The organism is Eubacterium sp. LMAG:50, from assembly GCF_008680265.1.
GTDB classification, from domain to species: Bacteria; Bacillota; Clostridia; order Lachnospirales; family Lachnospiraceae; genus Eubacterium_U; species Eubacterium_U album.
This window is the reverse complement of the sequence record NZ_NALP01000007.1, coordinates 1,414,317-1,428,414: the sequence shown is the minus strand read 5'-3', so window position 1 is coordinate 1,428,414 and position 14,098 is coordinate 1,414,317. Positions and strand designations below refer to the sequence as shown.

The window sequence follows — 14,098 nt, the reverse complement described above, 5'->3', positions numbered from 1 at the left end:
ATATTACTCACTCCAATTTTTCAATTCGTATTCTAATGCTTTAAGTAATTCTTCTTCAGGAACCTTTTTAATTATTTCACCTTTTTTCATAAGGATACCGACACCATTTCCGCCTGCTATTCCCAAATCTGCTTCTTTAGCTTCTCCCGGTCCGTTTACAACACATCCCATAACAGCTACTTTAATATCAAGATTCTGGTATTTTTCCACTAATTTTTCTACTTTTGTTGCAAGTCCTATTAAGTCAATCTGTGTTCTTCCACAAGTAGGGCATGAAACTACAGAAATTCCTCCCTGCTTTAATCCTAAAGTCTTTAAAATTAAATTAGCACTTCTTATCTCTTCAACAGGATCTCCTGTAAGAGAAACTCTTATAGTATCTCCTATTCCCTGACTCAAAATAAGTCCTAATCCAATTGCAGACTTAATGTTTCCTGATGTAACTGTTCCTGATTCAGTTATACCAACATGTAGTGGATATTTAGTTTTATCAGCAATCAGTTCATGAGCTTTTACACACATTAAAACATCTGATGATTTAATGCTTATAACAAGATTATCATAGCCTAAATCTTCTATTATTTTAACTTTATCAAGTGCACTCTCCACAATTCCTTCTGCTGTCACTCTTCCATATTTTTCTAATATATGTTTTTCTAATGAGCCGCTGTTAACACCGACACGGATAGGGATATTTCTTTCCTTAGCCACATCTACTACAGCTTTAACTCTATCTAAGCTGCCGATGTTTCCCGGATTAATTCTTATCTTATCTGCACCATTTTCCATTGCTGCTATTGCAAGTCTATAATCAAAATGAATATCTGCAACTAATGGAATGGATATTTGTTTTTTTATTTCCTTCAAAGCCTTAGCAGCTTCCATTGTTGGAACTGCACATCTTATAATATCGCATCCTGCAACAGTTAACTCTTTAATCTGCTTTACAGTTGCCTCTACATCTTCTGTTTTAGTATTCGTCATTGACTGAATAAGGATTGGATTTCCTCCTCCAATTACCTTATCACCTATTTTTATCACTTTTGTACAATCTCTATACATATTCAGACTCCTAATTTTTATTGCAAATCAGATGCATTTTACAAATTTATAAAAAATTTCATTCACATTACTTGCAGTTACTTACAATAGTTTTCTAACATCGTTAAAGATTAAGAATAGCATTAATACCATCAATAATGCAAATCCAATGAAATGTACCATTCCTTCCTTATCTCTTGATACAGGTTTTCCCTTAATAACTTCAATAATGCAAAATACAAGTCTTCCACCATCTAATGCCGGCAAAGGTAAAAGATTCATCACACCTAAGTTTGCACTCAACATTATAGCCATATTGATGAGACTTAAAAGTGCCATGTATGCACCTTCTGATTTACTTGCTTTATAAGTATCACCAATTGCACTTACAATTCCCACCGGTCCTGATACTTCATTTGCTGAAACCTTTCCGGTAACGAGCATCTTTAAACTCTTTAATACTGTATTAATCTGGTATTTTACTTCTACAAAACTATATTTTAAAGTTCTTCCAAATGACATTCTCTTTCTTGCAAGATTGTACTCAAAACCTTTTGAATAAACCGTCTGATACTGAGGTGTCATCTTAAGTTCCTTAGTCTTTCCATTTCTATTAACCGTTATCGTAACTGTATTATCACCAAATGGATTTTCTTCAATATATTTTTGTAACTCATCACCTGATTTAATTTCTGTTCCATCAACAGCAACCACTACATCTCCCGGCTGAGCTCCTGCTTCATCCATTGCACTGCCGGCTGTTACATTTCCTATAGTCGCCTCTGTATCACCGGCATTATATGACATACCAACCATATATTTCTTTACTTCTTCCGGCTTATAAGAAATTCTCTGTTTTTTTCCATCTCTTATGAATGTAAGTTTTACATTATCCGAACCTAAAGGATTAACAAAATCTTCTAAATACAATTCTCTACCGATACTTACTCCTGTACCATTATATTTAGTAATTATATCTCCTTTTCTAAGCCCTGCTTCATAAGCAGGTGATGACTTATCCACTGCCGTTACATAAGATTTATCTGTTCCAATTGCTGCTATAACAATGACTGATAAAACAAATGCAAGAATAAAGTTAAAGAAAGGTCCTGCAAAAACTACTGCCATTCTTGCCCACACCGACTTTGAATTAAATGAACCTTCTACAACTGTATCTTCATCTTCTCCTAACATGGCACATGAGCCACCAAATGGAAGACATTTAATTGAATACTTTGTTCCACCTTTTTCAAAACTACAAATTCTTGGTCCCATTCCAATGGAGAATTCATTTACTACTATTCCATTTTTCTTTGCTACAATGAAATGTCCAAATTCATGTATTAATACTAATACGCTGAAAATTATTAATGCTATTATAATACTGATAATATTTGACATACTGTCATTCCCACCTATTCTACAATTATTTTTATTTTACCTGCACCATAAAATTATCATAAATGATATTTTATCTAATGTATATGTTGTAATTGTTAACATTTAAGTTTTTTCATATTAAAATTTTAGAAGAAATTTATTAAGAGCCATACTATAGGTGCAACAAATATTACGCTGTCAAACCTATCCATTATGCCACCATGTCCCGGTATAAGTGTACCATAATCCTTAATATCATGATTTCTCTTTATTGCTGATGCAGCTAAATCTCCTGTCATTGCAATAAGACTTCCTGCTGCACATACGATTGGATATGCTATTCTAGGGTCTAAATATCTCATTTCTATATTATTCTGAAATACTGTTGCATATATAAATCCTAATACAGCTGCTCCAAGTATTCCACCTACAGCACCTTCTATAGATTTCTTTGGGCTTAACACCGGTGCCATTTTATGCTTTCCAAATGCTACACCAAATACATACGCACATGTATCACTTCCCCATGAGCATAAGAATATCAACCATACATTATATGCACCATTATTACCCATTCTTACCAAATAAACAAAAGATAACATAACTGCTACATATATTGTTCCAAAAATTGCTGCCATTACCTGTTCAGTCTTGCATTTTGGAAATTCAAAAACATAAATAGCCATGCATGCAATAAGTAATGCAACTATTAAAAATGGAACATATGTCATCATATCAAAACGAAGCATTGTATAATAAATAATTACTGCAATATATGATAATATTCCGGTAGCATATTTTTCAATACCAAACACTCTGTTCATTTCATATAAACCAATTAAGGAAACAATTCCAACTGTAACAAGTAAAATATCATTTCCTAAAATAATGGTTATAAGTGCAATTATTACCAAAATTATTCCGCTAAAAAGTCTTTCATAAAAAGATTTATTCATAAATTTACTGATTACCATCTTTAGTTCTCCTCAACTTTTCCAAATCTTCTGTCTCTTTCATTATACTTTGCTATAGCTTTTTTTAATTCCTCTTTATTAAAATCAGGCCATAAAACATCTGTAAAATAAAATTCTGTATATGCAAGCTGCCATAAAAGATAATTTGACAATCTTAACTCTCCACTTGTTCTGATTAATAAATCAGGGTCAGGAATATCGTGAGTATCTAAAAAACCGTTAAACATATCTTCTGTAATATCTTCCGGAGCAATTTTGCCTTCAGCACATTCTCTAGATATTTTTCTGATTCCTCTTACAATTTCATCTCTTGCTCCATAATTAAGTGCAATGATAAATGTAATACCTGTATTATTTTTTGAACACTCTTCTAATTCTTCTATTTTTTCAACAATCTCAGGTTCTAATCTGCTTCTTTCACCTATAACTCTTACTCTCATATTGTTGCTGTTTGCTCTTTTAATACAGTCTTTTAAATAATTTTTGAGAAGTTTCATTAAAGCTGCAACTTCATCATCAGGTCTGTTCCAGTTTTCTGTTGAAAATGCATATACAGTCAAATACTTAACGCCTAAATCATATGCGTCTTCTATTATTTTTTCTACTGTCTTTGCTCCTGCCACATGTCCTGCATTTCTAGGTAAAAATCTCTTTTTTGCCCATCTTCCATTGCCATCCATAATAATGGCAATATGATTAGGTATATTCATTCCTGTTAAATCTATACTCTCTGCCATACTTCCTCCGGTTTCTGTATACATTCTAAAATGGCTTTTGCACAGAATCAATTTTTATTCTTTGCAAAAGCCACTTATTAATACGAAATTGTTTTTGCTGAGGATTTATTAACATTTCTATTATACTGTTAATATTTCCTTTGATTTTTCTTCTACTGCTGCATCAATCTTTGCAACATATTTATCTGTAGATTTCTGAACATCATCCTGATATTCCTTAATTTCATCTTCTGAAATTCCATCTTCTTTTCCTTTTTTCTTAATTGCATCCATTGCATCTCTTCTAATATTTCTAACTGCAACTTTTGCATTTTCACCTTTTTTCTTAACATCCTTTACAAGTTCTTTTCTTCTTTCTTCTGTTAATTCAGGGAAAACAAGTCTAATCATCTTTCCATCATTAGTTGGTGTTAATCCTAAATCAGACATTAAAAGTGCTTTTTCAATATCTTTCAAAATAGATGCTTCCCAAGGCTGAATTACAATCATTCTTGCTTCAGGCACTGATATATTGCCAACCTGCTGAAGTGGTGTTGGTGAACCGTAATAATCAACTGTAATCTTATCTAAAATATGTGGATTAGCACGTCCAGCTCTAATAGATGTGTATTCACCATATAAATTGTCTAATGACTTTTCCATCTTATCTTCATATGTCATAATTAATTCTTCCATGTTAAAACTCCTTCATTCTATAAATTATTCTACTGTAATTTTTGTTCCTATTTTCTCGCCTGTTGCTGCCTTAATAATGCTATTTTCTTCATTCAATCCGAATAAAAGCATTGGCATTTTATTTTCCATTGCCAAAACACTTGCTGCAAGATCAATTACTCCAAGTCTGTCATCTACAATCTTACTTATTGGTAATTCATCATATTTCTTAGCATCCGGGTTAACAGCAGGATCACTATCATACACACCGTCAATTGCTTTAGCTCCTAAAATACAATCTGCTTCAATTTCAATGGCTCTTAAAACCATTGTCATATCTGTTGAAAAATATGGATGACCTGTTCCTCCGGCGAAGAAACAAACCTTACCTGCCTTTAATCCATTAACAGCTTCATCCTTTGAAAATAATTTAGTCCATGTTCCGCATGTAAATGGTGTAAATACATCTGTGTCCATTCCTTCTGTTCTGAATATTTCTGACACATACATACAGTTCATAATTGTGGCAAGCATACCGATTCCATCTGCCTTAGGTCTGTCAATCTTTTCGCTTGTACGACCTCTCCAGAAATTCCCTCCACCTATAACTATTCCAACTTCTATATTCTTATCTACAAGTTGCTTAACCTGCTTAGCAACTGCAACACAAGTTGCCTCATCAAATCCGGTTTTCTTATTGCCGGCTAAAGCTTCACCGCTAAGTTTAAGTAACACTCTCTTCATTGTTTATTCCTCTTTTTTTTATTATTATTTCGTATGTTTATCTGTATCATTCCACAAAATGGGCGCACTAATACAAAATCTGTAACTAGAATACCATAGTTAGTAAAAAAATTCAATTATACCTTTGTTGTAAAACGCCTAAAAGGCAGACTGAATCATCAAAATTCAGACTGCCTTTTATTTTTCATTTTATTATTTTATAATTTCTAAAATATTTATCCAATATTTCTATTTATTATTCTGTTTCTTTTTTTCATCAAAATAATCTTTTGTTTCTTTTGCAACTATACCACTTAATACAAACAATGCAATAATATTTGGAATGGCCATAAGTCCATTAAATATATCTGCAATTGTCCATACTGCCTTAACAGTCATATATGGTCCGATAAATACTGCTAAAATGTATAACCATCTATAAACCTTTACAGCAGTTTTACTTTTATTTGATAAATATTCCAAACATCTTTCACCATAGTAATCCCATCCAAGAATAGTTGTGAATGCAAAGAATACTAAACATACCATTAATATGAATGCTGAAACTTCTGCTGGGAGAAAACTTAATCCTTTCTGGAAAGCATATGTCGTAACCTGAACACCTTCAAGTCCAACAACTTTGTATGCACCCATCATTACAATTGAAAGACCTGTTAATGTACAAACAATAATTGTATCTATGAAAGTACCTGTCATTGTTACAAGTCCCTGACGAACAGGATCTTTTGTCTTTGCTGCAGCTGCTGCTATAGGTGCTGAACCAAGACCTGCTTCATTTGAGAAAATACCTCTTGCTATACCTTTTTGCATTGAAATTGCTATAGATGCAAATACACCACCTGCTACTGCCTTTACGCCAAATGCATATTCAACTATTATCGCTATTGCTCCAGGTAATTTTGTAATATTAGTTACAATTAAAACTAATACTGCAACAATATATAAAACAGCCATAAATGGTACAATTACCTGTGATACATTAGCAATTCTCTTAATACCACCAATTACAACCAATCCTACACAGATAGCTAAAATAAAAGCTGTGATTACAATAGCAATTGAATAATCATTTCCTAGAATACTAATTGTATTTTCTTTATTAGGGTCAAAGAATGACTGGACCGCTGATGCAATTCCGTTAACCTGTGTAAATGTTCCGATACCAAATAAACCTACACATGCTCCAAAGAATGCAAATATTTTCGCAAGCCATTTCCATTTATGTCCCATACCATTTTCTATGTAATAGAATGGTCCACCAAGTACATGACCTTCTTCATCAATCGTTCTATAGCGTACTGCTAAAAATCCTTCTGAATATTTTGTTGCCATTCCAAAGAAAGCAGCTACCCACATCCAAAATAACGCCCCCGGTCCACCTACTGCAGTACCAAGTGCTGTACATCCAATAGCTGTTGCTACACCTACAATGTTACCTGTACCAATTGTTGCTGATAATGCTGTACATAGTGCTCCAAAACTACTAACTTCCCCGTGTCCTTCTTCTTCGTTCTTAAACATATACTTAAGTGCCTTAGGCAAATGCACTATCTGTAATAGTCTTAACCGAAAAGTAAGGTAGATGCCTGCTGCAAGAATCAACACAATAAGTGGGATTCCCCAAACTAAATCATCTACCTTAACTAAAAAATCCGTAAAATTGCTCATAATATTCCTCCTGTCCTTTTGCCTGAGAGATTAGTGATGCTTCTAAAAGTTTAAATATCACCTTACACCTTCGGCGTCTGTATAACTGTTTACCTCAGCTATCAGAACTCTCCAGTTGTCACCCTTAATCTTATCTTTTGTGACACTATCATATTTATTTTAGTAAGGTAAAGCGATAAAATCAAGCACTTTTTTTATAACTTTTTATGTCATTTCGTTTTTTCTATGATTTTCCCGACCCATCTTTATTATTTTATATGTAATTTAACTTACCTGATAACTTTATATATATCTAAGTTAAATAAAATATTTAATTCATTGATATCCTGTATAAATTGCTTTTTAATACTACTTCCAATTTCTATCTTTTTATCAAATTCCTTGATTTCAATTATTCCTTCATCACTAATATTTACTATATGAGCTGCATTTACTATACCATTTCTGCTACACCGTACAAAATCTTTACAACCTAATCGCTCTATAATACTGTCACATGTTTTATACCCTATGTTTGTAACCGTATCATTACTATATATCTTAACCTGTCTGTTGCTGTTTTCTATATATTTTATTTCGGATTTATTAAAAAAATAAATAACACCATTGTGCTTAAATTTAACTTTGTCACTCTTTCTTTTTACAAATTTATAATTATTTAGTTTCTTCAATATTTCTTTTAGTCCTTCCATGTCATATGGTTTTTTCATAAAAGCATAGCATCTGACAATTTCATATGCTTGAAAAATAAGTTTCTCATTATCAGCCATAATAACAACCGGAATAAATCTATACGCCCTCTGTTTTCTTACATCTTTCGCAAATTCAAAACTATCGTTATTTGAATTTATTTCAATAATAAACAAATCAACATCATTATTAATTATAACTGAATTTGCCTCTTTTTGCGTTTTAACTGATAATATACAAATATCACTATTTACTTCATTTACCACCATACTTACTTTTTTCAGGCTTTCATCACTTACCCAAATTAAAATCTTTTTCATTCATTTCTCCTATACATAAAAACACAACATCATATTCATTCTACGAATAATGACATTGTGTTATATATATTTCTTCTTTCGTATTTTATAAATTATTCCCTATAATTTATAACTAAGCAAAACCTTCTCCACATAAACACATTTAAAATATTTTGCTAAATATATTAACTTTTTCGTACTATCCTTATTTTAATTATCACATATTTTATTCTTATATTTTTTTATTCTCTGTTCAAAACCTTCTTCAGCCTGATATTTCTTTATTCTCTGTTCAAAACCTTCCAATTCATTTCTAAGTAATACATCTACATCCAAACATTTATCCATATCACTTTGTACATTTCCACATATAATAAAACTTGCTGAAATATCAAATTTATTTTCTAATTCATATAGTATTTCAATCGGAATGTTTACCTTTCCAACCTCTATTCTTCTATAAGCTTCCGTATTCATATGTAATTCTTTTGCCAACTGTGCCTGTGACATTTGTAACCATTCTCTTACAATTCGCAATCTTTTCTTACTTTCAGTCTGTATATTCGTCACTCATACCTCCTATTTGTAATTAGGATTTTACATTTATTTCCAATTTTACTTTTTTATGACAATTTTCACTAGTGTATATTTTGTTTGGTACTATGCACTTTTGTTTGGTTACAAATCAAAGACCTAACTTTATATTCCTATTTTGTTGTGTAATTTGATAAGAACATTTATTTTGCCACTTTTTAATCAAATTTTTTTACATAATAGGATTTCTATGAAATTTTCTATATTAAAAAATCCCTTTCAGGCATCTTCCATGCCTAAAAAGGATTCCTATTATTCATTGTATAAAATATTCATATATTTTTAATACAATAAAGCTATACAATTATGCCTAAGGTAAAAGCCCTGACTTTAATGCTCATACAGGCTTAGACCTTTTACCTCTGACATCATACGATATGTTTAATTTTTAATTATTTTACGTTAAATGCTCTGTTTCCAGGATATACAGCACTTGTTCCAAGTTCTTCTTCGATTCTTAAAAGCTGATTATATTTAGCAACACGTTCACTTCTGCTAGGAGCACCTGTCTTAATCTGACATGTATTAAGTGCAACTGCAAGGTCAGCAATTGTAGTGTCTGCTGTTTCACCTGAACGATGTGATGAAATAGCTGTGTAGCCTGCTTTATGAGCCATCTTAATTGCTTCTAATGTTTCTGAAACCGAACCAATCTGATTTAATTTGATAAGGATTGCATTACCAGCTCCCATCTCAATACCTTTTGCAAGTCTTTCAGTATTAGTAACAAATAAGTCATCACCTACTAACTGAACTTTGTCACCAAGTCTGTCTGTAAGCTTCTTCCAACCTTCCCAGTCTTCTTCATCAAGACCGTCTTCAATTGAAATGATAGGATATTTTTCACATAACTTAGCCCAATGTTCAATAAGTTCTTCTGCAGTGTATTCTGTTCCTGCCTTTGGAAGTTTATAATATCCTTTTCCTTTTTCGCTCTTCCATTCTGATGATGCCGCATCCATTGCAATCTTGAAATCTTTACCAGGTTCATATCCTGCTTTCTTTACAGCTTCAAGGATAGTTTCAATAGCTTCTTCATCAGATTTAAGTGCAGGTGCAAATCCGCCTTCATCACCAACTGATGTTGCTAATCCTTTTTCTTTTAAAATTCCTGCTAAAGCGTGGAAAACTTCAGAACACCATCTTAAACATTCCTTAAATGATGGTGCTCCAACAGGCATAATCATAAATTCCTGTACATCTAATCCCGATGATAAAGCATGGCATCCACCATTTACAATATTCATCATAGGTACAGGTAATCTGTTTCCTGAAATTCCGCCTAAGAATCTATAAAGAGGAATATCTAAGGCAATTGAAGCTGCCCTTGCTGTTGCAATCGATACTGCAAGAATAGCATTTGCCCCTAATTTTGTTTTTCCTTTTGTACCGTCTGCATCAATCATAGCCTTATCTACAGCATAAATATTTGATGCATCCATTCCTGTAATTGTATCATTTATAATTGTATTAATATTTTCTACGGCTTTCTGTACACCTTTTCCTAAATATCTATTTTTATCACCATCTCTAAGTTCTAATGCTTCAAACTCACCTGTTGATGCTCCACTTGGTGCCGTTCCTCTTCCAATTGTACCATCTGCTAAATATACTTCTGCTTCTACTGTTGGATTTCCTCTTGAATCCAATATTTCTCTTCCAATTATTTTTTCAATCTGCAAATAATTCACTATCCGCATCTCCTTTCTGTTGACTAGGACTCTATACCGAAAGGTAGCTATCCTTTCGGTTAGTATTTCTAAAAGAGTCCAAATGATTTATTTGTTGAAGTTAGTTATTTCTAACTATAATCATACTATACTAACTCAATGATAATTTCAAGTAATTTTTGACTTTAACAAGAATTTATTTTTGCTTTCTATTCTTCTCTCCCAAATAATTGCAAAAAAAATCCGCCCCTGATGATATTTCTATCAGTGACAGATTTTTTTCTTTATCATATATAATGTTAACACCCAAACATTAACTTTACATTTTTTAGTCGAACATTTATAATCATCCTCGACTTAAGTATTAAATATTTGTTTACATATATTTTTTGAAAATAAAATTTAAAATATATGAGTTTAAATACGCCAACAAAGCAAATCCGGCAAATAGCATAATATAAATAATACTTACGGCATCTTTACCTAAAAATATAATTAAAATAACCGGAAGTAACGTTATACAAAGTATCAATAAAGTCCATGGAAAATGCCCGATACCCATAAGCAATGCATTTTTCAAAGTAATTTTAATTGTATTTTCAAAAGTACTTTGCAATGCCATTGCGTAAAGAAACACAAACAGTATTGCAAGCGCAAATCCAAGAAACAGTCCTTTCAATGCTGTAACTACTATCCCTTCCTTTAAACTATTCACTATGTATAAATCAAGTGTAGGAATTATTGACAACATCAATAAAATCAGCCACATTGCAGTTGACTGTTTAAAATTTTCTTTAAATAACTTAAAATAAGTTCTTACTATGTATCCTTCTCTATTATCTGCCATCTTCTTAGTAACACCAAAAAGTGCCGTCGTCGATGCTCCAATAGTAAATATTGGCAACGAACAAAGTACAAACAATAAATTCAAAATTACCAAATCAGCTATTGCTGAAACTATTTCATAAAATTTGCCATCAATTCCAAACACCTATAGTTCTCCTTAAATTTCTTTTACAGAATCTCTCTCAAGCAATTCTGCTTCAAAGATTAATTGTTTCTTTTCGTTATTTCCATTTATCTGTTCCATTAATAAATCTATTGATGATTTTACCATTTGTTCACAAGGCTGTTTCATTGTTGATAATGACGGTTGAAAATACTTTGACATTTCAATTCCATCAAACCCTAAAACAGAGTAATCATCAGGTATTGATTTACCCTCTTCAGATATTGCCTTGTATGCTCCAAAAGCTGTTAAATCTGATATTGCATATAATGCAGTAAATTCTTCTTTTGACTTTAACAATTCTTTTGTTACTTCATATCCATTTGCTACTGTATATTCAGGAATATCATCTTTCATGTATCTGATTAAGTTATCATTTATGTCTATGCCATTATCTTTTAATGCTCTCATATAGCCTCTTAATCTAAGTCCACCTACAGCCTGGTCATTATTTTTTCCTGAAATCATTGCTATTTTTTTGTGCCCTTTTTTGCACAAATAATCAACCGCCCTATAACTTTCTTTCTCATCGTCTATAGATACTGACGAGCAGTTTCTCTTTGGTGCCATCATATTTACTGCTACAGTGCATAATACATATGGAACACCTATTTCCTCTAATCTTGTATCCAAATAATCCATTTGACCTCCAAGAAAAATAAGTCCCTTTAATCTTTTTTCTTTTGCTAACTGAACTGCAACACTAACATCATCCTGATCTTCACCTACTGCATGTAACAGAAATGTATATTCTAATTTTTTCAATTCTTCTTCAAATATTTTTAACATTCCCTGAAAGAACTGGTTATCAATTCCCTTTATAAGTAATGCTATTGTATTTGAGTCTGTCATTTTTAAATTTCTCGCACTATTGTTAGGAACATAATTACATTCTTTTATAACTTTTAAAATTCTCTTCCTGGTTTCCTGATTAATACCTGGGTCATCATTAATTGCTCGAGAGACAGTGCTAATTCCAACTCCACATATTTTTGCTATGTCTTTAATAGTTAAATTTGCCATGTCTTTCCCCTTTCATTCTACATTTACTAAATTTTTCACGGTTTAGTATTTTATCACAAACATTCTGTTTATGCAAAAAGCTACGAAAAGAATATATCCATCGTAGCTTTTATATGCTATGTTAATCTCTGCCATAAAGAACTGTTAATTCTTTAATTGCATTTGTTAACTTTTTAGTAATCTGAGTAGATTTCATGCGCCACATCCAATTATTTCCTAACGTAGACGGAGTATTCATTCTTGCTTTGTTATCTAAATGCAGATAATCCTGCATAGGAATAATACATGTATTAGCAGTAGATGCCTGTGCCATTCTTATTATTTCATCCACAAGTTTTGTTTTGTTCTCTACCGTTCTTCCTATGTATTTCTGAATCATTTCTATCTCTTCTGATTCAATGCTGTCTAGCCATCCTTTTAAGGTTTCATTATCGTGAGTTCCTGTATAAACCACACAATTTTTATCATAATTATACGGTAAATAATCCTTAGGTCCTGATGAATCTCTGCTATCAAAAGCAAATTCTAAAACTTTCATATTTGGAAAACCTGAGTCTTTAACCAACTGTCTTACTGTATCAGTTATGTATCCTAAATCTTCTGCTATTATATTTACATCACCAAGACAATATTTAATTGCATTAAATAAGTCAATCCCAGGTCCCTTTTCCCAATGTCCGTTTGTTGCATCTTCATCCTCAGCTGGAATTGAATAATACTCATCAAACCCTCTAAAATGATCAATCCTTACAACATCGTATAGTTTGACACTTCTTTCTATACGCTTTATCCACCAATCATAATTTGTTTGCTTATGATAATCCCATCTGTATAATGGATTTCCCCATAATTGTCCTGTTGCTGAAAATCCATCAGGAGGACATCCTGCAACTGCAACCGGTTTTCCATTTTCATCCATTTGAAATAATTCAGGATGTGCCCATACATCAGCACTGTCATAAGCCACATATATTGGAATATCTCCAATAATCTTTATGCCATTTTCGTTAGCATACTTTTTTAATTTATACCATTGCCTGTAAAACTCATATTGAATGAATTTATAAAATTCAATTTCATCCTTTAATTCATTCTGATAATATTCCATTGAATATTCCCATCTGAGTTTTATATCTTCAGCCCATTTATCAAAGCTTTGACCATTAAATCTGTCTTTTATGGCCATAAACATTGCATAATCATTTAACCAATAACAATTCTCGCTTTTAAATTTGTCAAAATCTTCTTTTTCACTTATATTGCTCTTTTTATAAGCCTTCTTTAAAAGTTTAAATCTACCGTTATACAATTTTTCATAGTTAACTTTGTCTATTCTGTTACCAAAGTCCACCTTATCACATTCTTCCTCAGTTAACAGTCCTTCTTCAATCAATTCCTCTAAACTGATAAAATAAGGATTTCCTGCATAAGTAGAAAATGACTGATAAGGTGAATCTCCATAACTGGTTGGACCTATAGGCAATATTTGCCAATATTTCTGATGGGCATTTTTCAAAAAATCTACAAACCTATATGCTTCTTTTGAAAAACTTCCAATACCATATTTTCCCGGCAAACTGGAAATCGGTAATAAAATTCCACTAGCCCTCATAGT

The 14,098-nt window shown here is 32.0% G+C and carries 13 protein-coding genes and 1 riboswitch; all 13 genes read right to left on the bottom strand.

The genetic code is table 11. The annotated features are described in order from the left end of the window. Positions 1–3: 3 nt before the first annotated feature. A complete protein-coding gene (gene ispG / locus CCC31_RS11535) occupies positions 4–1,062 on the bottom strand; it encodes a flavodoxin-dependent (E)-4-hydroxy-3-methylbut-2-enyl-diphosphate synthase (RefSeq protein WP_118565560.1) in 1,059 nt (352 codons plus the stop codon). 81 nt (positions 1,063–1,143) lie between these two features. Further along, on the bottom strand, positions 1,144–2,442 hold the full coding sequence (rseP, locus tag CCC31_RS11530; RefSeq protein WP_118565561.1) for an RIP metalloprotease RseP: 1,299 nt from the start codon (positions 2,440–2,442) through the stop codon (positions 1,144–1,146). 125 nt (positions 2,443–2,567) lie between these two features. After that, positions 2,568–3,395: a phosphatidate cytidylyltransferase gene (locus CCC31_RS11525; protein ID WP_290851688.1), complete on the bottom strand. Its 828-nt coding sequence runs from the start codon at positions 3,393–3,395 to the stop codon at positions 2,568–2,570. Between the two features lie 2 nt (positions 3,396–3,397). Then, a complete protein-coding gene (locus CCC31_RS11520; RefSeq protein WP_022088464.1) occupies positions 3,398–4,132 on the bottom strand; it encodes an isoprenyl transferase in 735 nt (244 codons plus the stop codon). A gap of 120 nt (positions 4,133–4,252) precedes the next feature. Further along, positions 4,253–4,807 carry a ribosome recycling factor gene (gene frr, locus CCC31_RS11515; protein WP_118565563.1) on the bottom strand — a complete coding sequence of 185 codons (555 nt, stop codon included), beginning with the start codon at positions 4,805–4,807 and terminating at the stop codon, positions 4,253–4,255. A gap of 24 nt (positions 4,808–4,831) precedes the next feature. Continuing rightward, positions 4,832–5,530 carry a UMP kinase gene (gene pyrH / locus CCC31_RS11510; RefSeq protein ID WP_118565564.1) on the bottom strand — a complete coding sequence of 233 codons (699 nt, stop codon included), beginning with the start codon at positions 5,528–5,530 and terminating at the stop codon, positions 4,832–4,834. A gap of 228 nt (positions 5,531–5,758) precedes the next feature. After that, a complete protein-coding gene (locus tag CCC31_RS11505) occupies positions 5,759–7,198 on the bottom strand; it encodes a sodium:alanine symporter family protein (RefSeq protein WP_290851685.1) in 1,440 nt (479 codons plus the stop codon). Beyond that, positions 7,199–7,323: riboswitch (glycine riboswitch) on the bottom strand. It abuts the gene before it with no gap. 144 nt (positions 7,324–7,467) lie between these two features. Beyond that, positions 7,468–8,208 (bottom strand): LytTR family transcriptional regulator DNA-binding domain-containing protein, encoded by a 741-nt coding sequence (locus CCC31_RS11500; protein WP_118565565.1) that lies wholly within the window; start codon positions 8,206–8,208, stop codon positions 7,468–7,470. A 189-nt stretch (positions 8,209–8,397) separates the two neighbouring features. Continuing rightward, a complete protein-coding gene (locus CCC31_RS11495; protein WP_022088459.1) occupies positions 8,398–8,757 on the bottom strand; it encodes a helix-turn-helix transcriptional regulator in 360 nt (119 codons plus the stop codon). A gap of 416 nt (positions 8,758–9,173) precedes the next feature. Next, positions 9,174–10,472: a phosphopyruvate hydratase gene (gene eno, locus CCC31_RS11490; RefSeq protein WP_346432179.1), complete on the bottom strand. Its 1,299-nt coding sequence runs from the start codon at positions 10,470–10,472 to the stop codon at positions 9,174–9,176. A 355-nt stretch (positions 10,473–10,827) separates the two neighbouring features. Next, positions 10,828–11,442: a YesL family protein gene (locus CCC31_RS11485; protein ID WP_118565568.1), complete on the bottom strand. Its 615-nt coding sequence runs from the start codon at positions 11,440–11,442 to the stop codon at positions 10,828–10,830. A gap of 12 nt (positions 11,443–11,454) precedes the next feature. Next, positions 11,455–12,483: a LacI family DNA-binding transcriptional regulator gene (locus CCC31_RS11480; RefSeq protein WP_118565569.1), complete on the bottom strand. Its 1,029-nt coding sequence runs from the start codon at positions 12,481–12,483 to the stop codon at positions 11,455–11,457. 121 nt (positions 12,484–12,604) lie between these two features. Continuing rightward, entirely contained in the window at positions 12,605–14,095 is a 1,491-nt protein-coding gene (gene malQ, locus CCC31_RS11475) for a 4-alpha-glucanotransferase (RefSeq protein ID WP_118565570.1), read from the bottom strand. Between the last annotated feature and the right edge of the window lie 3 nt (positions 14,096–14,098).

What these genes read in the sequence shown, in the direction of transcription:
- ispG (WP_118565560.1), bottom strand. Translation starts at nt 1,062, where the DNA reads ATGTATAGAGATTGTACAAAAGTGATAAAAATAGGTGATAAGGTAATT.
- rseP (WP_118565561.1), bottom strand. Translation starts at nt 2,442, where the DNA reads ATGTCAAATATTATCAGTATTATAATAGCATTAATAATTTTCAGCGTA.
- CCC31_RS11525 (WP_290851688.1), bottom strand. Translation starts at nt 3,395, where the DNA reads ATGGTAATCAGTAAATTTATGAATAAATCTTTTTATGAAAGACTTTTT.
- CCC31_RS11520 (WP_022088464.1), bottom strand. Translation starts at nt 4,132, where the DNA reads ATGGCAGAGAGTATAGATTTAACAGGAATGAATATACCTAATCATATT.
- frr (WP_118565563.1), bottom strand. Translation starts at nt 4,807, where the DNA reads ATGGAAGAATTAATTATGACATATGAAGATAAGATGGAAAAGTCATTA.
- pyrH (WP_118565564.1), bottom strand. Translation starts at nt 5,530, where the DNA reads ATGAAGAGAGTGTTACTTAAACTTAGCGGTGAAGCTTTAGCCGGCAAT.
- CCC31_RS11505 (WP_290851685.1), bottom strand. Translation starts at nt 7,198, where the DNA reads ATGAGCAATTTTACGGATTTTTTAGTTAAGGTAGATGATTTAGTTTGG.
- CCC31_RS11500 (WP_118565565.1), bottom strand. Translation starts at nt 8,208, where the DNA reads ATGAAAAAGATTTTAATTTGGGTAAGTGATGAAAGCCTGAAAAAAGTA.
- CCC31_RS11480 (WP_118565569.1), bottom strand. Translation starts at nt 12,483, where the DNA reads ATGGCAAATTTAACTATTAAAGACATAGCAAAAATATGTGGAGTTGGA.
- malQ (WP_118565570.1), bottom strand. Translation starts at nt 14,095, where the DNA reads ATGAGGGCTAGTGGAATTTTATTACCGATTTCCAGTTTGCCGGGAAAA.